Genomic DNA, 22,185 nt, shown 5'->3' on the forward strand with positions numbered 1-22,185 from the left:
GTCCGGCCTCCGCGTGGGGTTGCGGGACCAGGACACACCAAATGGCGGCCGCATCCGGGGAGAGGGTCCGAACGCGAGCCGTAAGACGCCATCCTGCCAGACGGAGCCGGGTCAGGGCGAACCGACGACGACCCGACCGGACCGCATCACCAGCGACGGATGCCGGAGCACCGCCGGCTCGGCGACGGGATCGGCCGGATGGAGCACGAGGTCGGCGCTGTCCCCCGGCTCCCAGGTCGACAGTCCGAGCCAGTCCCGGGCCTCGCGGCCGGCGGCGGCCAGCACCCGTCGCGGCGGGGCCACCCGGTTCAGCGCCAGCACCTCGTCGACGATGCGGCCGTGCTCCACGAACCCGCCGGCGTCCGTCCCGGCGTGGACGGCGACACCGGCCTCGAACGCCGAGGCGAACGTGGCGTCACTGCGCGCATGCAGGTCCCGCATGTGCTTGGCGTAGGCGGGGTAGCGGTCGGCGGCGTCCGCGAAGGTCGGGAAATTGGCGATGTTGATCATCGTCGGCACGAGGTGCACACCCTGGTCGACCACGGCGGCCAGGGACTCCTCGGTCAGCCCGGTGCCGTGCTCGAGACAGTCGATGCCGGCGGCCAGCAGCCCCGGGATCGCGTCCTCGCCGAAGACGTGTGCGGTGACCCGTGCGCCGCCGTCGTGGGCGACGGCCACCGCGCAGGCGAGCACGTCGTCCGGCCAGAGCGGGGCGAGATCACCGAGGGAACGGTCGATCCAATCCCCCACCACCTTGATCCAGCCGTCGCCGTAGGCGACCTGGCGGGCGACCTCGGCCGGCAGATCGGCCGGGTCGTCCAGGTCGACGCCGAGGTCGCGGATGTAACGCTTGGGCCGGGCGATGTGCCGACCGGCGCGGAGGAGCACGGGCAGATCGGGTCGGTCGACCAGCGGCCGGGTGTCCAGCGGTGACCCGCAGTCCCGGATGGCCAGCACCCCGGTGGCCAGGTCCGTCCGGGCCTGCTCCTCGGCCTCGGCCAGGTCCACCGCTCCCCGCGCCGAGTAGCCGACGTGGCAGTGGGCGTCCACCAGACCGGGCGAGACGAACCCGCGGAGGACCCGGTCGGGTCGTGCCCGTCCGGGAGGCGGGACGAAGACCCCGTCCTGCACCCAGAGGTCCACCTCGTCGCCGGTGACCGCGTCGGGCCCGACGATCCGGAGCAGTTCGGCGTCCGGCACGAGGGCTACTTCTTCGGGAACTTCAGCGTGCTGGGGTCGAAGTCGAAACCGGGCGGCAGCTGACCGGGGGCGGCCTGTCCAGGCAATTGACCCGGACCGCCGGGACCGGCCCCGGTCATCCCGCCGAGCTCGGCCAGGTTGGGGAACCCGCCGGGCAACCCCTTCATCTTCGGGGCGGTGGGGCCACGTCCGGCGGGCTTCCTGCCCTTGCGGCCCTTGGCCGCCTTCCGGTTGGACCGTGCCCCCGGGAGGCCGAACTTGCCGGCCATCGACTGCATCATCTTGCGGGCCTCGAAGAACCGGTCGACCAGCGCGTTCACCTGCGCCACGGTCGAGCCGGAGCCCTTGGCGATGCGCTGCCGGCGGGAGGAGTTGATGATCTTCGGATCCTGCCGCTCCCCCGGCGTCATCGACTGGATGATCGCGGCCGTCCGGTCGATGTCCCGGTCGTCGACCCCCGCGAGGGCCTCCTTCATCTGGCCGGCCCCGGGCAGCATGCCCAGCAGCCCGCCGATGGGGCCCATCTTGCGGATCATCATCATCTGCTGGAGGAAGTCGTCCAGGGTGAAGTCGTTGCCGACCAGCTTGGCCGCCATCGCCTCGGCCTCGTCGGCCTCGAACACCTGCTCGGCCTGCTCGATGAGGCTGAGCATGTCGCCCATGCCCAGGATCCGGGACGCCATCCGGTCCGGGTGGAAGGTGTCGAAGTCGGCCAGCTTCTCGCCGGTGGAGGCGAAGAGGATGGGCTGGCCGGTGACGTGCCGGACGGACAGGGCGGCACCACCGCGCGCGTCACCGTCCAGCTTGGTCAGCACCACACCGGTGAAGCCGACACCGGCCTGGAACGCCTCCGCGGTGGCGACGGCGTCCTGCCCGATCATCGCGTCGACGACGAACAGGATCTCGTCCGGGGACACCGCGTCGCGGATGTCGGCGGCCTGCTGCATCAGCTCGGCGTCCACACCCAACCGACCGGCGGTGTCCACCAGGACGACGTCGTGCTGCTTGACCTGCGCATGCCGGATCGAGTCGCGAGCCACGGCGACCGGGTCGCCGACGCCGTTGCCGGGCTCCGGGGCGTACACCTGCACCCCGGCCTGCTGGCCGACGACCTGCAGCTGGGTGACGGCGTTGGGCCGCTGGAGGTCGCAGGCGACCAGCAGGGGCGCGTGCCCCTGGTTGCGCAACCACAGTGCGAGCTTGCCGGCCAGGGTGGTCTTGCCCGCGCCCTGCAGACCGGCGAGCAGGATGACGGTCGGCGGGTTCTTGGCGAAGCGCAGTCGACGGGTCTCACCACCGAGGATGGCGACCAGTTCCTCGTTGACGATCTTGATGATCTGCTGCGCGGGGTTCAGCGCGGCGGACACCTCGGCGCCGGTGGCCCGTTCCTTGATGCGTCCGATGAAGCCGCGCACCACCGGGAGCGCGACGTCGGCCTCGAGGAGGGCGATGCGGATCTCCCGGCAGGTGGCGTCGATGTCCTGCGGGGACAGTCGGCCCTTGCCGCGGAGATTGGTGAAGATCGCGCCGAGGCGATCGGACAGGGTGTCGAACACTCCGAGAGGCTATCCGAGGTGAGGTCGTCGCCGGGCCGGATGCGACGACCCCGTCCTGCGGATCCTGCCGCCGGGTCCCTCAGTCCAGCGCGATCCGCACCGATTCCGCCACCTCGACGGCCCTGGACGCAGCCAGCGGCACCCCCGTGGAGTCGTGCAGGTAGAACACGTCGACCGCGTCGGCACCCAGCGTGTTCACCCACGCCGAGTCCACCGTCACCCCCTGGGCCGCCAGACCGGTGGCCACCGTCATCAGCAACCCGGGGACGTCTCGTGCGCGGACCTCCAGCACGGTCGCCTGGTCCGAAGCCCCGGGCAGCACCCGGACGCTGGGCGGAGCGGCGGCTGCGCCCGGACGACGCGGGGCGGCGGTGCGGCGGGCCAACCGGGCGGCCACGTCGAGAGTGCCGTCCAGGGCGAGCCGCAGATCGGTGCGCAGTGCGGCGGACTCGGGGACGTCGCCGAACTCCGGCACCACCGTCCAGGTCTGCACCGCGGTGCCGTCCACCGTGCGTGCGGAAGCGGAGGACACCGAGAGCCGGTGCAGGGTGAGCACGCCGGCCGCGGTGGCCAGCAGACCGGGGCGATCGGGGGCCGTGACGACCACGTCGAGCGCCCCGGGTCGCGGCACGATCCGCACGGTCACCTCGCCGGCGGCCACTCCCGGCTCGCCCAGTGCGTCGGTCATGGCCTGGTCGGCGACCGTGAGGGTGCCCTCGGCGCTCGCCCCGGCCAGTGCGGCCTTGGCCCGACCGACCAGATAGGCGACCTGACTGGCCTTCCAGGTGGTCCAGGCGGCCGGCCCGGCCGCGGTGGCATCGGCCTCGGTGAGCGCGTGCAGCAGATCGAGCGTGTCCGGGTCGCCGATGGCCGCGGTGATCACCGCGACGGTGGCCGGGTCGTCCGGATCGCGCTTGGTCGCCGTCTCCGAGAGCAGGAGGTGGTGGCGGACGAGCAGGGCGATGCGGTCCCGGTCGGCCGGTCGGCAGCCCATCCGGTCCAGCCAGGGCCCGATCATCTCGGCGCCGGCGACGGAATGGTCCCGGCCGGTGCCCTTGCCGATGTCGTGGAAGATCGCCGCGAGCAGGAGCAGATCGGGCCGGCTGACCCGGCGGATCAGACCGGCGGCATTGGCCGACGTCTGCATGAGGTGCCGGTCCACCGTGTACAGGTGCACCGGGTCGCGCTGCGGGAGGGAGCGGAGCCGTTCCCAGCCGGGCAGCAGGGTGGAGATGAGCCCGGCCTGGTCCAGGTCCTCCCAGACGGCCAGCATCGACTCACCGGCCCCGATGAGCCGCAGGAACGCCTGCAGGGCCGGAGCCGGCCACGGGGTGGGCAACGGCGGCGACGTCTTGGCCAGGCGCTGCACGGTGGCCGGGGACACCGGCAGTCCGGCCTGGGCGGCGGCCGCCGCGGCGCGCAGGGTCAGCGTCGGGTCCACGGCGGGGTTGACGCCCCGCGCGAGCATCGCCTCGCCCTCCTGCTCGACGACGCCGTCGGCCAGCGGGGTGCGGTCGACCTTGCGGGCGAACCGGCCGCCGAGATCGGTGACCTGCCCGGTGGGGCGACTCAGCGCCCGACCGACCCGGTGCCAGGTGAGCTCGGTGGCGTGGTCCACGGTGCGGCCGATGGCCGCGACATGCCGCAGGAGCATGTCGGCGTCGTCCAGGCCGAGGGCGGCGGCGACGGCCTGCTGGTCCTGGGGCTGCAACCGGTCGGTGGCTCGGGCGGCCACGGTCTGGGCGGCGTCGCGGACGTCCAGCAGGGCCGAGCGCGCCTCCTCCAGCCCCTGGTGCGGACAGTCGGCGACCCAGGAGGCGGCCACCGCACGCATGACGACCAGATCGCGCATGCCGCCGCGGGACTCCTTCAGATCGGGAGTGGTGGCGAAGGCCAGCTCCCCGCTGCGGCGTTCCCGTTCCCGGGCACTCTCCCGCAGATCGGGCAACCGGTCGCGGGCGTCGGCCCGCCAGTCGGCGAGCACCCGGCGGTGCAGGGTGGTGGCCAGTTCGGGATCGCCGGCGATGTGCCGCAGGTCCAGCATGCCGAGCATCGCGGGCAGGTCGGTGCGGGCGACCTGACGGGCGCCGCCGACGGACCGGACGGAGTGGTCGAGGCGGATGCGGGAGTCCCAGATCGGGTACCAGAGCCGCTCGGCGAGCATGCCGGCGTAGGAGGCCGGCGTCTCGGTGGAGTGCAGGAGGACGAGGTCGAGGTCGGAGAACGGTGACAGCTCGCCGCGGCCGAAGCCGCCGACGGCCACCAGGGCGACGCCCCCCACGTTGACCCCGGCCTCGTCGGCCAGCTCGATGAGCCAGCCGTCGGTCAGTCGGGCCAACGCACGCCGTCGAGCCGGGCCGGACAGGCCGGCCCGGCTCAACAGTTGCGTGCGCAGTTCGCGGAAGCCACCCACCGTCCCCAGTGAGTTGGGCACTGAGGAGTTGGGCATGGGACTAGATGGCTTCCGGGCCGGTCTCGCCGGTGCGGACGCGCACCACGTTCTCGACCGGGATGGCCCACACCTTGCCGTCACCGATCTTGCCCGTGCGGGCGGACCGGACGATCACGTCGATCACGTCGTCGGCGTCGGCCGCGTCGACCAGCACCTCCAGGCGGATCTTCGGCAGCAGCTCGACGGTGTACTCCGCGCCCCGGTAGACCTCGGTGTGGCCGCGCTGACGGCCGTACCCGGAGGACTCCGAGACCGTCATGCCCTGGACCCCGAAGGCCAGCAGGGCGGCGCGCACCTCGTCCAGCTTGAACGGCTTGATGACAGCGGTCACGAGCTTCATGCGTGTGCTCCATGGGTCTTGTGCGTGCTGGACAGGACACCGGACGAACCGGAACCGTTGCCGGGCTCGATGTCGTAGGCGGACTCACCGTGGGTGGTGACGTCGACGCCCTCGACCTCGTCCTCCTCGGGGATGCGCCAGCCCATGGTGACCTTCAGCGCGTAGCCGATGATCGCGGTGAGCACACCCGAGATGACGACGGCGACCAGGGCCACGACGATCTGCGTACCCAGCTGGGTCACGCCGCCGCCGTAGAACAGGCCGTTCAGCGCGCCCTCGGGGGCGAAGGTCGACCCGGTGGCCGCACCGGCGTCGTCCCGCTCCACGTGGGCGAACAGGCCGATGAGGACGGTGCCGACGAGGCCACCGACGAGGTGGACCCCGACGACGTCGAGGGAGTCGTCGTAGCCGAACTTGTACTTCAGGCCGACGGCCAGCGCGCAGAGGATGCCGGCGACGAGCCCGATGGCCAGGGCGCCGAAGATGTCCACGGCGGCGGCGGCCGGGGTGATGGCGACCAGACCGGCGACGATGCCGGACGCGGCACCCAGGCTGGTGGCGTGGCTGTCCCGGATGCGCTCCACGAGGAGCCAGCCCAGCATGGCGATGCAGGTGGCGGCGAAGGTGTTGATCCAGGCCTGGCCGGAGACCGAGTCGGCCCCGAACTCCGAACCGGCGTTGAAGCCGAACCAGCCGAACCACAGCAGCGCCGCGCCGAGCATGACGAACGGCAGGTTGTGCGGCTTCATGGGGTCGCGGGCGAAACCGCGACGCTTGCCGATGATCAACGCGAGCACCAGGCCGGCGACACCGGCGTTGATGTGCACCACGGTGCCACCGGCGAAGTCGATCGGCACGGACAGCGCGTCGGCGACCCAGCCGCCGCCACCGAGCATGCCGCCGCCCCACACCATGTGGGCGATCGGGCTGTAGACGATGGTGACCCACAGGCCGGCGAACACCAGCCAGGTGCTGAAACGGGCGCGGTCGGCGATGGCGCCGGAGATCAGCGCGACGGTGATGACGGCGAAGGTGGCCTGGTAGCCGACGGCCACGGTGGCCGGCACGCCGGAGGCGATCATCAGGCTGTTCTCGTCGGTGAGGCCGACGAGGCCGAAGTACTCGAACGGGTTGCCGATGATGCCGCCCTGGTCGGCACCGAAGGTCATCGAGTAGCCCCAGAGCATCCAGATCACCCCGACGACGCCCAGGGCGCCGAACGACATCATCATCATGTTCAGGACGGACTTCGACCGGGTCATGCCGCCGTAGAAGAAGGCGAGACCGGGCGTCATCAGCAGCACCAGGGACGCCGATATCAGCATCCAGGCGGTGTTGCCCGCATTGAGTTCGAACATCAAGCCTCCAGGCTTGGAAGGGGAGGAGGATCAGGGCGACCCAGTCGACGGTTGAACCGTCGTCCCTTTCTGTTGCGCCGCGGGCTCCCGCGTGTTTCGCGCCGGTGAACGGGCGGCCGAAACGGTTTCCGTTGTGTTGCGTCGATGTCGACACCGTGTGACGCAGAGTGCACATGGGTTCGATGGCGGGTGTGGGACCGCTGTGGGGCCCCGGGCTTTCCCGCTGCCACCGGGCCCGGACACGACGGAGCCCCGCCGATCCGGGATCGGCGGGGCTCGGTGGTCGGGTGCGGTACGCCCGTCGGGGGTTGGTCGGGAGCGGTCGGGATCAGTCGCCGAGCAGGGCGTCGACGAATGCCGCGGCCTCGAACGGGGCGAGGTCGTCCACGCCCTCCCCCAGCCCGACGAGCTTGACCGGCACGCCCAGGGCGCGCTGCACGGCCACGACGATGCCGCCCTTCGCCGTACCGTCCAGCTTGGTCAACACGATGCCGGTGATCTGCACGACCTCGGCGAACACCGTCGCCTGCACCAGGCCGTTCTGCCCGGTGGTCGCGTCGAGCACGAGGAGCACCTCGTCCACCGCCGCTTGTTTCTCCACGACCCGCTTGACCTTGCCGAGCTCGTCCATCAGGCCGGTCTTGGTGTGCAGGCGGCCGGCGGTGTCGATGAGGACGGCGTCGGCGCCGTCGGCGATCCCCCGCTTGACCGCGTCGAACGCGACCGAGGCCGGGTCGGTGCCCTGCTCCGCCCGGACGACCACGGCGCCCGAGCGCTCGGCCCAGGTCTGCAACTGGTCGGCCGCCGCCGCACGGAAGGTGTCCGCCGCGCCGAGTACGACGTGGCGGCCGTCGGCGACGAGGACGCGGGCGAGCTTGCCCGTCGTGGTGGTCTTGCCGGTGCCGTTCACCCCGACGACCAGCAGCACCGAGGGGCGGCCGTCGTGCGGGAGCGCCTTGACCGAGCGGTCCGTGCCGATGCCGGGCCCGCTGTCGACGGCCTCGATCATCACCCGGCGCAGCATGGCCCGGGCGCTGGCGGCATCGGTCACGCCGTGGCGGGCCACCTCGGCCCGCAGCTTGGCGGTGATCTCCGCGGCGGCGGCCGCGCCCAGATCGGCGAGCAGGAGGGTGTCCTCGACGTCGGTCCAGGAGTCCTCGTCCAGGGTGCCCGCCCCGAGCAGGCCCAGCATCGAGCGGCCGAAGGCATTCTGCGAGCGGGACAGCCGCCCGCGCAGCTTGACCAACCGCCCGGTCGACGGCTCGATGACCTCGATCTCGGCGGGCTCGGCCACCACCGGCGTGGTGGTGACCGGTGCGGCCGGGACCGCGGGGGCGACGGGCGCTGCAGGGGCGACCGGCGCTGCGGGCGTGACCGGTGCTGCGGGCGTGACCGGTGCGGCCGGGGTGGACCGGGGTTCCGCGACGGGCGTGAGGGTGGCGGCCTCGTCGACGACGACGGGTCCGGGCTGCGCCGCGGGCGGCACCTGCGTGTCCGGCTCGGGCTGCCGGGGCAGGGGTTCGGGCTGGGCGAACTGCTTCTCGAGCTCGGCCAGGTCGGGGAGCTCGACCTCCTGGATGGACCGGGAGGAAGCGTCGCGGGGTACCGACGCGTCGTCACCGACGCCCGGCTGACCGTCGGTCTCCGGGCGGTCGCGGACCGGATGGGCACCCGCGGCGGGTGGGGTCCGGTCGTCGTTCGGCCCGGCGGTGTCCGGGGTCGGGGTGTCCGGGGTGACCGTGCTCGGGGTGACCGTGCTCGGGGTGGTGGTGTCCGGGAAGGGTTTGACCACCGGGGGGCGGACGGGTTGCGCCGGGGGCCGCGCGGCGGTGGCGGTGCCGGATCCCGATGCGCCGGCGGAGAAGCTGATGGACGACCCCTTGGCCTTGTAACCACCCTTGGCCGGCGGGCCCTCGGTGACGGCCGCGGGGGTGGGCGGGGCGTCGCGCAGCGAGATGCGTCGGCTGCGCGATCGGGCCAGGCCGATCCCGAAGCCGATGGCCAGGATCACGACGACGGCGAGCACTATCCATATCCAGGTCGACACCCGGCCATCCTCGCAGAGTCGACGCCGCGGCCGGTCATCCTCGCGGGCGGCGCGGACGTGCCGGAGCGCTCGTGCCGCGGCTGTCGAGCGCGGAATCCCGTCCTCGACGCACCAGCGGGTCGTGCCGGCGGGGGGCTCCGGCGCCGCCGGCGGGCGCGCCCGGTTGTCCCGCCGGCGGGTGAGCACGTCCAGGATGGCCGCGTTCGTCGTGGGTGCTCACGGATCGGACACCCTGGGGCGCGGATCCGAACGCATGGCCTCGAACCCGGGTCAGCCGCCGTCGAAGACGTGGTCGACCACTCGACGGGCCTTGCGGGTGGCCCGCCGGTAGTCGTCGACGAACACCCCCGGGTCCTCCCCCGCCGGGTAACCACGGGCCCGGGCGATGGCCGCGAGCTCCCGGCCCTGCCGCGGGATCTGGTCCTCGGGCTTGCCCCGGACCAGCATGATCGCGTTCCGGGTGTGGGCGGCGGTGAGCCATCCGGTGATCAACGCCTGGGCGTCGGTGGCGCTGAGCAGACCGGCGTCACGCGCGGCGCAGATGGCCGGCACGGTGGACGTCACCCGCATCTCGGGGACCTCCCGGGCGTGCTGCAGCTGCAGCAGTTGGACGGTCCATTCGATGTCGGCGAGACCGCCCCGGCCCAGCTTGGTGTGGGTGGTCGGGTCGGCACCCCGGGGCAGCCGTTCGGCGTCCACCCGGGCCTTGATGCGGCGGATCTCCACCACGTCGGACTGGCTCAGGCCCCCCTCGGGGTAGCGGAAGGCGTCGGCCGCCTCGATGAACCGGGCGCCCAGCTCCTCGTCGCCGGCGATGACCCGGGCGCGGAGCAGCGCCTGCCGTTCCCACGGCAGGGCGAAGCGTTCCCAGTAGGTCCGGAAGCTGTCCAGGGTGCGCACCAGGCGGCCGTTCCGACCCTCCGGGCGCAGGCCGGCGTCGACGACCAGCGGCGGGTCCGGGCTCGGGCGGCCGAGGAGCCGGGCCATCAGGTCGGCGACGGCGGCGGCGTCCGCGAGCGCCTCCTCGGCCTGTTCGCCGGGGAGGGCCTCGGCGACGTACATGACATCGGCGTCCGAGGAGTAGCCGAGCTCACCGCCACCGAGCCGGCCCATCGCGATGACGGTCATCCGGGCGCGGAAGGCCCCGCGTTCGGAGGTGACCTGCTTCTGTGCGCAGTACTGCGCGGCGCGGATGCTGATCTCGGCCACGCTGGACAGGCCGCGGGCGATGTCGGTGACCTCGATGAGCCCGAGGAGGTCGCCGCAGGCGAGCCGGAGCATCTCGTGCCGGCGCGCCGAACGGGCCACGTCCACGGCCTCCCGGGCGGTGACGGCCCGGTGGCTGCGGGCCCACAGCGCCCCGGCCACCTGCTCGGGTTCGGGTTCGAGCAGGGCCCGGTCGTCGACCAGGAGCTGGAGCACGTCGGGGGCGCGGGTGAGCAGGTCGCCGATCATCCGCGATCCACCCAGCAGACCGGCCAGCCGTTGGGCCACGGAACCTTCGTCCCGGAGCAGCCGCAGGTACCAGGGGGTGTCGGCGAGCGCCTCGGAGACCTGCCGGTAGGACAGCAGGCCGCCGTCGGGGTCGGGGCTGGCCGAGAAGGTCTCCAGCAGCACCGGCAGCAACGTGCGCTGGATGGCGGCGCGTCGGCTCAGGCCGGTGGTGAGCGCGGCGATGTGTCGCAACGCCGCGTCGGGGGTGCGGAAGCCGAGAGCGGCGAGCCGCGCCTGGGCGGCTTGCGGGCTCAGCCGCAGCTCGTCCTCGGCGACGGCCGCCACGGCGTGCAGCAACGGGCGGTAGAAGAGTTTCTCGTGCAGGCGGCGCACCGTGGTGCCGTGCCGGAGCCGCTCGGCGGTGAACACCTCGGCGGCGCTCGACGTGCCGGAGGAGGTGTACCCGTCGGTGCGGGCCAACCACTCCAGGTCGGCGTGGTCGTCGGGCAGCAGGTGGGTGCGGCGCAAGCGCTGGAGTTGGAGCCGGTGCTCGGCCCGGCGCAGGAACGTGTAGGCGGCGGCCATCTCGGCCCCGTCGGAGCGCCCGACGTAGCCGCCGCGGATGAGACTGCGCAGCGCCATCAGCGTGCCGGGCAGGCGGAGGTCCGCGTCGGTCCGGCCGTGGACGAGCTGGAGCAGCTGGACGGCGAACTCGACGTCCCGCAGTCCGCCCGCGCCGAGCTTGAGCTCCTTGCTGCGCAGACCTTCCGGGATGTTGTCCTCGACCCGCCGACGCATGGCCTGGACGTCGTCGACGAACGAGTCACGGCCGGCGGCGCTCCAGACCCCGGGGGCCACGATGGAGATGAACTCCTCGCCCAGGGAGTCGCAGCCGGCCGCGGGCCGGGCCTTGAGCAGGGCCTGGAACTCCCAGGTGTGCGCCCACCGGCGGTAGTACCCGGCGTGTCCGGACGGGGTGCGGACCAGGGCACCGGCCTTGCCCTCGGGGCGGAGGTTCGCGTCGACCTCCCACGCCACCTGCTCGCAGATCCGCATCAGCCCGGCGGCCAGGGCGGTGGCCGTGGCGAGCATGCCGTGCTCGTTGCGCTCCCCCGGTTCCGCGGCCGATCCGCTCGGCCCGTCCGGTGCGGTGGGCGGCAACGGGTGATCGGCCACGAAGATGACGTCGACGTCGGAGAGGTAGTTCAGCTCCCGGGCGCCGCACTTCCCCATGGCGACCACGGACAGCCGCGCGGGCGCACCGTGGGCCGGGAGGGCGGCGGCAGCGACACTCAGGGCCGTCTGCAGGGTGGCGTCGGCGAGGTCGCTGAGTGCCTGGCAGACGGCGGGCAACGCGGTCGTGGGCAGGGAGGGTTCGACCGCGGGGGCCAGGTCGTGCCCGGCGATGATCAGCAGGAGTGACCGGTAGGCGTGGCGCAGGGCCTTGACCGCGGCGGGACCGGTGACAGTGGCCCGGGCCCCCTCGGAACCGGTGCACGGCGGGGCGTCCGGGTCGATGCCGACCGCACCGCCGAGCACGCCGCGCAGTGTGCTGGGGGCGAGGAGGCGTTCGGCGGGTGGTTCGGTGACCAGCAGGCGCCAGTCCTCGGGGAAGACGGCGAGGTGGTCGCCCAGGGCGATGGACCCGCCCAGCACTCCGAGCATCCGGCCCCGGAAGCGGGCGTCCTCGGCCAGGTGCCGGAGCAGGTCGGCCCGCTCACCGGCCGCGGCCCGGCGGGCCGCCGACCCGCCGTCCTCCGCGGCGCGGGCGATGGCCTCGACCACCCGGGTCAGGGCGGTGACGGCGAGCTCGGGACGGCCCGTCCGGCCGATGGCCGCGAGCACCCCCTCGGCCCCGACGGCGGGACCGGCGTCGTCCGCGAGGTCGACCGCGCGGAGTTCGGCCCGGACCCGGTCGGTGTCCGGCAGCCCGTACCGGGCCAGGCTGCGGCCGGCGGGTCGGCTCATACCGGTCCCAGCAGGGGCAACCGACGGCCGGGGACCGCGAACCGGCCGGCGTTCCGGGCCTGGTCCACGAACCGGCCGACGAAGGCGGGCCACACCTCGCCCATGACCTGTTCGGCGTCGTCCAGGCGGGCGCCGAGGCGGGCGTCGACCGGCCGGCCCTCGACCGCTGCCCATTCCCGGACCCGGTCGGCGGTGGCCTCGATGTGGAACTGCAGGGCCCAGGCCGCCGGACCCACCCGGAACGCCTGGTGCGGATAGCCGCCGGAGGACAGCAGCAGGACCGCTCCGGGCGGGAGGGTGGACACCACGTCGTAGTGGTACTGCATGGCGTCCGGGGTCATCGGCAGGTCGGCGAAGAGCGGGTCGTCCTCGGCCGCATCCCGCTTGGCGGTGAGGTGGGCACCGATCTCCGGGCCGTCGGCGCCGACCGTGACGGTCCCGCCGTTGGCCACGGCGAGCAACTGAGCGCCCAGGCAGATGCCGAGCGTCGGTGTGTGGGCCGCCGTGGCCGAGGCGAGCAGGGACCGGGTGGCCGGGAGCCACGGCGCGACCGCGTCGTCCAGGGCGCCCATCACCCCGCCCAGGCTGACCACGGCGTCGATGCCCTCCAGGGTGTCCGGGAGGGGGTCGCCGGCATGCAGGCGACGCAGGTCCATCCGCGCGCCTGCGGCCACGAGCCAGTCGGCCAGCAGCCCCGGCGGGTCGATGGGGTCGTGCTCCAGGACCAGGACGGTCACCGGGGCGGGCGTGCTCATCCCCGCTCCCCCGCGTCGGCTCCGGAGGCAGGGATTTCGGCCGGATCGGCGCTCGACGTCCCCGGACCGAACTCGACGACGACAGGGGCGTGGTCCGACGCGCCCTTGCCCTTGCGTTCCTGCCGGTCGATGGACGCCCCGACTGCGCGCGCGGCCAGCGCGGGAGTGGCCAGGGTGAAGTCGATCCGCATGCCCATCCGCTTGGCGAAGCTGAGCCGCTGGTAGTCCCAGTAGGTGAAGGTGCCCGGCCCGGGTGCGAAGGGGCGGACCACGTCGGTGAACCCGGTGGTGAGCAGGTCGGCGAACGCCTGCCGCTCCGGGCCCGAGACGTGGGTGGAGTCGACGAAGGCGGCCATGTCCCAGACGTCGTCGTCGGTGGGGGCGATGTTGAAGTCGCCGCAGAACGCGAGCTGGACGGCCGGGTCGGCGGCGAGCTCGGCCGCGCCGTGGGCCCGCAGGGCGGCGAGCCATTCGAGCTTGTAGGCGTAGTGCGGATCGCCCAGCGCCCGGCCGTTGGGGACGTAGAGGCTCCACACCCGCACACCCCCGCACACGGCGCCGATGGCCCGTGCCTCGACGACGGCGGGGTCGCCGAACGCGGGGGCGCCGGGCAGGCCGATGCGGACGTCGGTCAGGCCGACGCGGGAGAGGACGGCGACACCGTTCCACGCCGAGGTGCCGGCGTGGGCGACCTCGTACCCGAGATCGGTGATCACCTCGTACGGGAACTTCCCGTCGGCCACCTTGGTCTCCTGGACCGCGAGCACGTCGACGTCGTGGGTGGTCAACCAGGCCACCAGCCGGTCCTGCCGGGCCCGGATCGAGTTGACGTTCCAGGTGGCCAGGGTCAGGGGCGCGGACATCAGCCGAGCACGGGGCCGGTGGGCGGGGCGGGCACGAAGAAGGAGACGGCCCACTCCGGGCGGGACTCCCCGTCGATGCGGGCCCGCCAGACCAGGACGCGGCCGGCCGGCAGGGGCAGGCCGGTGTTGAAGTACAGGACGACGTGCGAGCGCGTGGGCAGGGCCCGGCGCGGGACACCGCTGCCCCGGAAGTTGGGTTCCTCGATCTGCAGGGTCTGGCCGAAGCGCATGACCCGGGCCGAGGCACCGGCGGAGGCGTCCAGCAGCTCGATCGGCCGCCCGGCCGTGTCCTCCAGCAGGACCTCGAAGGCGTACTGCTCGTTCACCGTCTCCGGGGGGAAGGTCAGCGAGACGACGAGCGCGAAGGCCGACGACACGCCCTTGACCGGGTCGCGGCCGACGATCTGCAGACCACCGCCGACCATCTGGAGCTTGCCCAGGGCGTCGGCGACCGCGTAGTCGGCCAGGACCAGCGACACCGCCGCCTGTTCGAAGACAACACTCATCGGTCGATCTTGGCAGACCGACCGGACCGGGATCCCCGCGCCACCACCCGGTCCACCTCCTCATCGGAAGTCCCGGGACGGCGTGGCCGCGATGAGGGCGACCCGGGCGATGCGGTCGGCCACCACCGACAGCGCCCCCTCGTGACTGTCCAGCAACCCGCGGACCAGCAGGGATGTGGACCCCCGGGCGATCTGCCGGTACCGGGACCACAGCCCCGTGGAGCAGATGACGTTGATCAACCCGCTCTCGTCCTCGAGGTTGATGAAGATGACCCCGGACGCGGTGGCCGGCCGTTGCCGGTGGGTGACCATCCCGGCGACGAGCACCCGGGTGCCGTGCGGGGTGCGGGCGAGCTCGGCCGCGGTCCGTACCCCGCGGGCGGTGAGGGTCGCCCGGGAGAACTCCGTCGGGTAGGCCTCGGGGGACATGCCGGTGGCCCAGATGTCGGCGACGGTCAGCTCGATGTCGCTCATCCCGGGCAGCGCGGGGGCGTCCAGGCCTGCGGTGGTGCCGGCCAGCATGCCCTGCCGTTGCCCGGCGGCGGCGCCGGCCGCCCACAGGGCACGGCGCCGGTCGCGGCCGAGCCGGGCGTCCCCGGGGGCGGAGCCGGGGAGGGTGAGGGCGTCCAGGGCGCCCGCGGTGGCCAACGCCTCGGCCTGCGCGGTGGTCATCTCCACGGCGCGGGTCAACTCGTCCAGGGCGCGGTAGCCGTCGACGGGCCGGGCGTCGACCAGCGCCTGGGCGATCTCCGGGCCCAGGGTGCGGATGCCGGCCAGGCCGAGCCGGACGGCGGGGGCGCCGTCCGGACCGGGTTCCAGGGTGGCGTGCACCCCGGAGACGTTGATGTCCGGACAGCGGATCCGGACGCCGTGCCGGCGGGCGTCGGCGATCAGCGACTGGGGTGAGTAGAAGCCCATCGGCTGGGCCCGGAGCAGGGCCGCGCAGAACGCGGCCGGGTGGTGCAGCTTGAGCCAGGACGAGTAGAAGACCAGCGCGGCGAAGGACAGCGCGTGCGACTCCGCGAAGCCGAAGTTGGCGAAGGCGAGCAGCCGTTCGTAGATCCGGTCGGCGATGGGACCGGTGAGACCGTGCTCCCGTTCCATCCCGGCGAACAGCCGGTCCTTGAGCCGGGCCATCTTGGCCCCGGACCGCTTGGCGCCCATGGCCCGGCGCAACTGGTCGGCCTCGCCGGCGTCGAAGCCGGCGACGTCCACGGCGAGCTGCATGAGCTGCTCCTGGAACAGCGGGATGCCCAGGGTCTTGCGCAACGCGCGCTCCATGCTCGGGTGGTCGTAGACGACCGGCTCGAGCCCGTTGCGGCGGCGGATGTACGGGTGCACGGAGTCGCCCTGGATGGGGCCGGGCCGGATCAGCGCGACCTCGACGACCAGGTCGTAGAAGGTGCGCGGCTTGAGCCGCGGCAGGGTGGCCATCTGCGCGCGGGACTCCACCTGGAACACCCCGACCGAATCGGCCCGCTGCAGCATCGCGTACACCGCCGGCTCCTCGAGATCCAGGGTGGCGAAGTCGACCTCGGTGCCGTCGTACTCCCGCACCAGGTCGACCGCGTAGTGCAGCGCGGAGAGCATGCCCAGCCCGAGCAGGTCGAACTTGACCAGCCCCATGGCGGCGCAGTCGTCCTTGTCCCACTGCAGGATCGTGCGGTTCTCCATCCGGGCCCACTCCACCGGGCAGACGTCGGCGACCGGGCGGTCGCAGATGACCATGCCGCCGGAGTGGATGCCCAGGTGCCGGGGGAAGTCCTGCACCTCCCCGGCCAGCTCCATGACCGGTGCCGGGATGGGGTGGTCGTCGTGCTGCTGGGCGGCCAACGGGGTCCAGCCGTCGAGCTGCTTGGAGAACGCGTCCTGCTGGCCCGGGGAATGACCGAGTGCCTTGGCCATGTCCCGCACGGCCATCCGCGGCCGGAAGGTGTTGACGTTGGCGACCTGGGCGGCGTAGTCCCGCCCGTACGTGTCGTAGCAGTACTGGATGACCTCCTCGCGGCGGTCGGACTCGATGTCGATGTCGATGTCCGGCGGGCCGTCGCGTTCCGGTGCGAGGAACCGCTCGAAGAGCAACTGGTAGCGGACGGCGTCCACCGCGGTGATGCCCAGGGCGTAGCAGGCGGCGGAATTGGCCGCGGAACCCCGCCCCTGGCAGAGGATGTCGTTCTTCCGGCAGAAGGCCACGAGGTCGTGGACGATCAGGAAGTACCCGGGGAAGTTGAGCTCGGCGATGATCCCGAGCTCCTTGTCGATCTGTGCGTAGGCGTCGGGGTTGTTCTCCGGAGGGCCGTACCGACGCGCCGCCCCGGTCAGCGTGAGCTCCCGCAGCCAGCTGTTCTCGTCGTGCCCGGCGGGCACCGGGTAGGGCGGCAGCTGCGGGGCCATCAGCTTGAGATCGAACGAGCACTCCCGGCCGAGCGCGGCGGCGGCGGGGACCGCGGTGGGGTACCGGGCGAACAGGGCCGCCATCTCCGCCCCGGACCGCAGGTGGGCGGCGGAGGCGGGCGGCAGGTAGGCGTCGGCCTCGTCCAGACTGCGCCGGGCACGGACGGCGGCCATCGCCGCGCCCACCCGCCCGGACCGCGGGGTGGCGTAGTGCGCCCCGGTGGTGGCGACGACGGGAAGGCCGAGTGCGGCGGCGATCTCGGCCAGGTCGTCGTTGTCCTCGTCATCGGTGGGCAGCAGGGTGGTGCTCAGCTCGACGGCGATGTTGTCCCGGCCGAACCGGTCCATCAGGGCGACGAGCGCGATGCGGGCGGCGGGCGGGCCACCCCGGTGCAGGGCGCGCCGCACACTGCCCTTGCGGCAGCCGGTGAGGATCAGCCAGTGCTCCCCCGCCGCGTCCGCCAGCGCGTCGAGGTCGTAGCGGGGGCGGCCCTTCTCCCCGCCGGCCAGCTGGGCGGCGCTGATCTGCCGGGACAGCCGCCGGTACCCCTCCTGGCCGCGGGCCAGGACGAGGAGGTGGTCGCCGACCGGATCGGGAACGCCGAGCTGCGGTTCGGGCAGCTGCAGGGAGAGCTCGGCCCCGTAGACCGTCCGCAGGGACGTCCCGGCGGCGGCCTCGGCGAACCGGACGATGCCGTACAGGCCGTCGTGGTCGGTGATCGCCAGCGCCTCGAGCCCCAGTCGGAGCGCCTCGGCGACGAGGAGCTCCGGGGTGGACGCGCCGTCCAGGAAGCTGAACGTGGAATGGCTGTGCAGCTCGGCGTAGGGCACGACGGCGGCCGGATCCTGTGGTGGAGAGGGTATCTCGGCCGCGTCACGCAGGTAGGTGGCCCGGTGCAGGTCGACCCCGCGCAACGGCCCCTGGCCCGGCCGCGGGGGTCGCCCGGACAAGGCCCGCTCCAGCTCGCGCCAGGGCACGACGGGATTCGTCCAGCCCATCAGTCGTACACCCCCTCGACCTGCCAGCCCGCCGTCCCGACGAGCAGCAACAGGGCCGCACCCGCACCGGTGAGCAGCTGCACCCGGGCGCGGATCGCGGCCGGGGTGTCGACCAGCGGGCCGGCGACCGGGCCGGTGTCGGCCCGTCGGTAGGCACTGGTCTCGTAGTGCGAGGCCGAGTAGCTGGTCGGGCGCATGGCGCGGCGGGCGTGCTCGAGTCGATCGGCCTCGGCCTGCCCGCCCGGCACGCCGCCGTGTCCACCACCGGCGACCCCGCCGACCGCGTGGAGCTCGTCGGGCAGCCCGAAGAATCCCGGCGTTCCGGACGAGACCCGTTGCCGCTCGGCATGTGCGGGGACGGGCCGCGCGGGGAGCAGCGAGGGGATCCCCGTGGCCGCAGCCACGCTCGCGGTCATGCCCGCGCCCGATCCGCCGATCCCCGCACCGGGCCCGGCGACGACGGGGGTCGGCGGTGACCACCAGCGCTCGTCGACCAGCCAGGGGCCCGCCCAGGACGCGATGTCCTGGACCGGGAGGTCGTCCAGCCCGATCCACACCGGCGGGCCGCTGAGCCGGCCTCTGTCGTCCACCACGACCTCGTCGCCGTGGTGGTCCAGCACCCGCACCGGGCGGGGGCCGGCCGGCGGCAACCGGGTGGGTGAGGGCGAGGGGACCGCGCCGGGCCAGGGCGCGGCGGGATCGCGGGACGGGATCTTCTCCTCGCCCCAGGGGACGAGGGTGACCCGCTCCCCCGGACTCCGCCCACCCGAGAGCGTCGGGGTGAGAACGGATTCCGGGCCGAGCAGGCCCTGCACCCGGGCCAGCGCCCAACCGGCCCGCTGGTCGTCCTGCCCGTCCGAACCCCACAGCCCGTACTGGATCAAGCCGGCGCCGACGGCCTCGATCGGATCCAGCCGCAGCAGGGTGATCGCGCCGGGACCGCCGGAATCCTCGGCATCTCCCTGGCCTCCGACCGGGAGGGGGCCGGCCGGGCCACCCCCGGGTGCGCGGCGGGTACGACCGGCGGTCAGCCAACCGTCGAGCTGCCAGCGCAGGCGGTCGGCGGTGGCCGCCGCGGTCAACGGGCGGGCACATCGCCAGGTGCGGGTGAGCTCGGCACCGCTCTCGGTGCGGGCGGTGATGGCCAGCCGGGTGCAGGCCAGGCCCGCGTCGGCGAGCCGGGCGTGGAACCGCTCGGCGAGTGCACGTGCGGCGAAGGCGGCGGTGTCCACCCGGTCCAGCGGCGGGTCGCACTCCTGCTCGACGGTCAGGTCCTCGGGGATGGACCGGCGGGACAGCCCGCGCTCGGCGACGCCCCGGGCGAGCCGGTGCGCCGCCACGGCGTCGACCCCGAACCGGGTGGCCACCTTGGCCTCCGGCAGGGCCGCGAACGACCCCACCGTGGTGAGACCCAGCCGGATCAGCAGATCGACGAGCTGGGCCCGTTCGGGCGGGGCGATGGCGGGATCGCGGGCGAGCTCGCCCACCGGAAGCGGCGCGCAGAACTCCGCCGAACCCCCGATCGGCACGATGGCCGAGGCCCGGGCGGCGAGGACCGCGACGGACAGCACGTCCGCGACACCCACCCGGCACTCGATGTCCAGGGCCTCGACGATGTCGACGATCCGTTCGGCCGCGGCGGTCTCGGACCCGAAGTACCGGGCCGGGCCGCGCACCGAGCACGCCAGCAGCCCGGCCCGCAGGATCTCCACCCCCGGCGCCACCGACTCGACCGCGTCCGGGACGGCGGCGAACAGCCGGGCATCCCGGTCCGGGTCGGCGGCCAGGACGACCAGCTCGGGGCAGCGGGACTGGGCGTCCCGACGGCGTTGACCGATCCGGATGCCCTCGGCCCGGGCCGCGGCCGTGCAGGCGCGGACCCGGTTGGCGTGGAACACCGCCACCGGGCCGGTGGTCGGCACCCCGGCCTGCCGGGCCGCCGCCACGGCCGGCCAGTCCGGGCACCAGAGGACCAGGGTGCGCGCCGGGCGGGACTTCACCGGGACACCGACGGCGGTGCGCCGACCCGTCCGGCGGGGCGGCCGGTGGGCCGACGGCGACCCCGGACGGCGCGACGCCGCCGCCCCCGGCCCACCGGCAGCCCGGGGACACCGGCCGCGACCACCCCGGCCCTGCTCTCCGTGCGATGCATCATCGACCCTCCCGTTCGAACTCCTGTTCGAACACTAGAGGGTGGGTACGACACTGCGGGACTTCGCGCCGGGGACCACCCGGTCGGGTGAACCGTTGTGACACAACGCGTCTCGAGCACAGGTGGCACTGTGGTCACTCTGGTTCACTTCAGCCGCAACAGTCCCACAGGACACCGACAGTCATGATCGAACGGCCCCGACGCCCGCTCCTCCCCCGGGTCGATGACACCACGGAGCGGGACGGGAGCAGGGCGCGCCCGGTGCGAGGTGACGCCTCGGCCGGCAGACCAGGGTCGAACGGGGAGATCGGACGGCAGGGTCGAACGGGAAGGCCGACCAGGTGGTCGATCAGGTCCGTCCGCTGCTCCCTCACGACGGGGACGCTCCCCTCACGACGAAACGCGAGGGGAGCGCACCCTGCACGAGGGAGCCGGGCCACGGGCGGCGACCCAGGAACAGCGACCCCTCCCCGCCCTCGTCACCGCCCGGGCATCAGCGCCGGACGTACAGATCGCGGAGCAGGGCGATCTCGGCGCCGTGGTGGATCACCTCGCGGTGGATGTGCAGGACGAGGGCGGCCATGGAGAGGGTCTCGTGGCCGTCCTCGCCGCAGGGCCGGGTCAACCCGTCCTCGCCGAGCGACCGCACCCCGTCGATCCAGGCGGCGTACTGGTCGTCGAGCCGGCGGAGCGCCTCGTCGGCCGAACCGGGGTAGTCGTAGCCGAGATAGTCGACCGGCGGCCCGCCGAAGTGCTGGGCCAGCCGCGCGCCGAACACCCCGACCAGCAGGTGCCCCGTCCGCCAGGCGATGGTGGTGACGGGGGCCGGGACGGGTTGGGGGTAGGCGAAGTCGATCACCCACTCCCCCGAACCGCCGGCGATGGGCGCCCCCGGCTCACCCCGGCGACGGAGGTTCCAGCTCGGGGACACCGGCTCCCAGCGGTACTCCTCGTCGGTCAGCCCGTCGAGTCTGGGCCGCAGCTGGTTCTCCCAGTGCCAGGTCAGCTGGAGCAGCAGTTCGGCGTTCAGATCGAGGGTCATCGGTTCTCCTCCGGTCGGGACCCCGACCGTGGCATCCCAACAGGACAGTTCACGTCCGCACCGGGGCACACTCTGCAGGCATGTCCACCGCCGCCCGCCTGCTGAGCCTGCTCGGGATGTTGTCCGACGGGCGGGAGTTCTCGGGGGCCGAGTTGGCCGAGCGCCTCGAGGTCGACATCCGGACCGTGCGCCGGGACGTCGACCGGCTGCGGGGGCTCGGATACCCCGTCGCGGCCCGCCGGGGGAACACCGGCGGGTACCGCTTCGGTACCGGCGGGCGGATGCCCCCGTTGCTCCTGGACGAGGCGGAGGCCGTGGCCATCGTCGTCGGCCTGCGGACGGTGACGGCCGGGGCCATCAGCAGCCCGCCGGGGACGGGCGCGGGGGCGGCGCGGGCACTGGCCGCCCTGGAACGGGTGCTGCCGCCGGAGGTGCGGGCCCAGGCGAGCGCGGTGGCCGACGGGGTGGTCTCGCTGGACACCGGGGCGGTGGGCCTGTCACCGGAGTGGGTGGCCGTCATCGTGGGTGCCTGCCGGGACCACCGGCGACTGCGTTTCGAGTACCGGGCGGTGGACCGGGAGCCGACCCGGCGGGACGTGGAGCCGCACCGGTTGGTCTATTCCGGGCGTCGTTGGTACCTCGTCGCCCGGGACGTCGACCGGGACGCGTGGCGCACCTTCCGCACCGACCGGATGGCGGACCTGACGGCCGGCACGTTGACCTTCCGGCCGCAGGAACCCCCGGAGGACGCGGCCACGATGGTCAGCCGGGCCCTGTCCACCGGGCCCTACCGGTGGACGGCCCGGGTGCGGATCTTCGCGCCCCTGCAGTCCGTCGCCCCGCACGTCCCGGCCTCGATGGCGATGGTGCAGGCCGAGAGCGCGACCAGCAGCATCCTCACCACCGGCTCCGACCACCTCACCGATCTCGCGATGCACCTGGGCCAGATCACCTCACCGTTCGAAGTGCTGGAGCCGCCGGAACTGGTGGATCTGCTGGGCGTGATCGGCGCGCGGATGACCGCGGCCGCCGCGCGATCCGCGTCAGGGACCCCGCTCGAGCCGAGCAGCTGACCGGGCGACGGACGGAACGCCGACCGGGGACCGGAGACAGCGCGGG

At 73.6% G+C, this 22,185-nt stretch carries 14 protein-coding genes; 1 reads left to right on the plus strand and 13 read right to left on the minus strand.

All coding sequences use genetic code 11. The features are described from left to right. Window positions 1-111: 111 nt before the first annotated feature. From J2S58_RS03760 to J2S58_RS03820, 13 genes are all read right to left on the minus strand, one after another. The gene (locus J2S58_RS03760; RefSeq protein ID WP_370881851.1) at window positions 112-1,287 is read right to left on the minus strand and encodes an amidohydrolase family protein; all 1,176 of its coding nucleotides are present in this window, start codon (window positions 1,285-1,287) and stop codon (window positions 112-114) included. After that, the gene (gene ffh, locus J2S58_RS03765; protein WP_205256224.1) at window positions 1,206-2,756 is read right to left on the minus strand and encodes a signal recognition particle protein; all 1,551 of its coding nucleotides are present in this window, start codon (window positions 2,754-2,756) and stop codon (window positions 1,206-1,208) included. Before ffh ends, J2S58_RS03760 begins: the two co-directional genes overlap by 82 nt. A 79-nt stretch (window positions 2,757-2,835) precedes the next feature. Further along, window positions 2,836-5,205, minus strand: coding sequence for a [protein-PII] uridylyltransferase (locus J2S58_RS03770; RefSeq protein WP_205256223.1), 2,370 nt, complete (start codon window positions 5,203-5,205; stop codon window positions 2,836-2,838). 4 nt (window positions 5,206-5,209) lie between these two features. Beyond that, window positions 5,210-5,548, minus strand: coding sequence for a P-II family nitrogen regulator (locus J2S58_RS03775; RefSeq protein ID WP_205256222.1), 339 nt, complete (start codon window positions 5,546-5,548; stop codon window positions 5,210-5,212). Then, a complete protein-coding gene (locus tag J2S58_RS03780; protein WP_205256221.1) occupies window positions 5,545-6,906 on the minus strand; it encodes an ammonium transporter in 1,362 nt (453 codons plus the stop codon). Before J2S58_RS03780 ends, J2S58_RS03775 begins: the two co-directional genes overlap by 4 nt. Window positions 6,907-7,234: 328 nt before the next feature. After that, window positions 7,235-8,953, minus strand: coding sequence for a signal recognition particle-docking protein FtsY (gene ftsY, locus J2S58_RS03785; protein WP_205256220.1), 1,719 nt, complete (start codon window positions 8,951-8,953; stop codon window positions 7,235-7,237). Window positions 8,954-9,223: 270 nt separating this feature from the next. After that, on the minus strand, window positions 9,224-12,355 hold the full coding sequence (locus J2S58_RS03790) for a bifunctional [glutamine synthetase] adenylyltransferase/[glutamine synthetase]-adenylyl-L-tyrosine phosphorylase (protein ID WP_205256219.1): 3,132 nt from the start codon (window positions 12,353-12,355) through the stop codon (window positions 9,224-9,226). After that, window positions 12,352-13,110, minus strand: coding sequence for a type 1 glutamine amidotransferase (locus J2S58_RS03795; protein ID WP_205256218.1), 759 nt, complete (start codon window positions 13,108-13,110; stop codon window positions 12,352-12,354). Before J2S58_RS03795 ends, J2S58_RS03790 begins: the two co-directional genes overlap by 4 nt. Continuing rightward, window positions 13,107-13,961: an exodeoxyribonuclease III gene (locus J2S58_RS03800; protein ID WP_205256429.1), complete on the minus strand. Its 855-nt coding sequence runs from the start codon at window positions 13,959-13,961 to the stop codon at window positions 13,107-13,109. Before J2S58_RS03800 ends, J2S58_RS03795 begins: the two co-directional genes overlap by 4 nt. 11 nt (window positions 13,962-13,972) lie before the next feature. Continuing rightward, a complete protein-coding gene (locus J2S58_RS03805; RefSeq protein WP_205256217.1) occupies window positions 13,973-14,479 on the minus strand; it encodes a hypothetical protein in 507 nt (168 codons plus the stop codon). 60 nt (window positions 14,480-14,539) lie between these two features. After that, window positions 14,540-17,872: an error-prone DNA polymerase gene (locus J2S58_RS03810; RefSeq protein WP_205256216.1), complete on the minus strand. Its 3,333-nt coding sequence runs from the start codon at window positions 17,870-17,872 to the stop codon at window positions 14,540-14,542. After that, window positions 17,872-19,872 carry a DNA polymerase Y family protein gene (locus tag J2S58_RS03815; protein ID WP_205256215.1) on the minus strand — a complete coding sequence of 667 codons (2,001 nt, stop codon included), beginning with the start codon at window positions 19,870-19,872 and terminating at the stop codon, window positions 17,872-17,874. The genes J2S58_RS03810 and J2S58_RS03815 overlap by 1 nt, the downstream gene beginning before the upstream one ends. Window positions 19,873-20,517: 645 nt before the next feature. Further along, complete coding sequence (locus J2S58_RS03820) at window positions 20,518-21,066, minus strand: DinB family protein (RefSeq protein ID WP_205256214.1); 549 nt, start codon at window positions 21,064-21,066, stop codon at window positions 20,518-20,520. Window positions 21,067-21,146: 80 nt separating this feature from the next. On the opposite strand from J2S58_RS03820, the gene J2S58_RS03825 reads away from it, so the two are divergent. Further along, window positions 21,147-22,139 carry a helix-turn-helix transcriptional regulator gene (locus J2S58_RS03825; RefSeq protein WP_205256213.1) on the plus strand — a complete coding sequence of 331 codons (993 nt, stop codon included), beginning with the start codon at window positions 21,147-21,149 and terminating at the stop codon, window positions 22,137-22,139. Window positions 22,140-22,185: the final 46 nt, after the last annotated feature.

Source organism: Nakamurella flavida (assembly GCF_030811475.1).
Lineage (GTDB): Bacteria > Actinomycetota > Actinomycetes > Mycobacteriales > Nakamurellaceae > Nakamurella > Nakamurella flavida.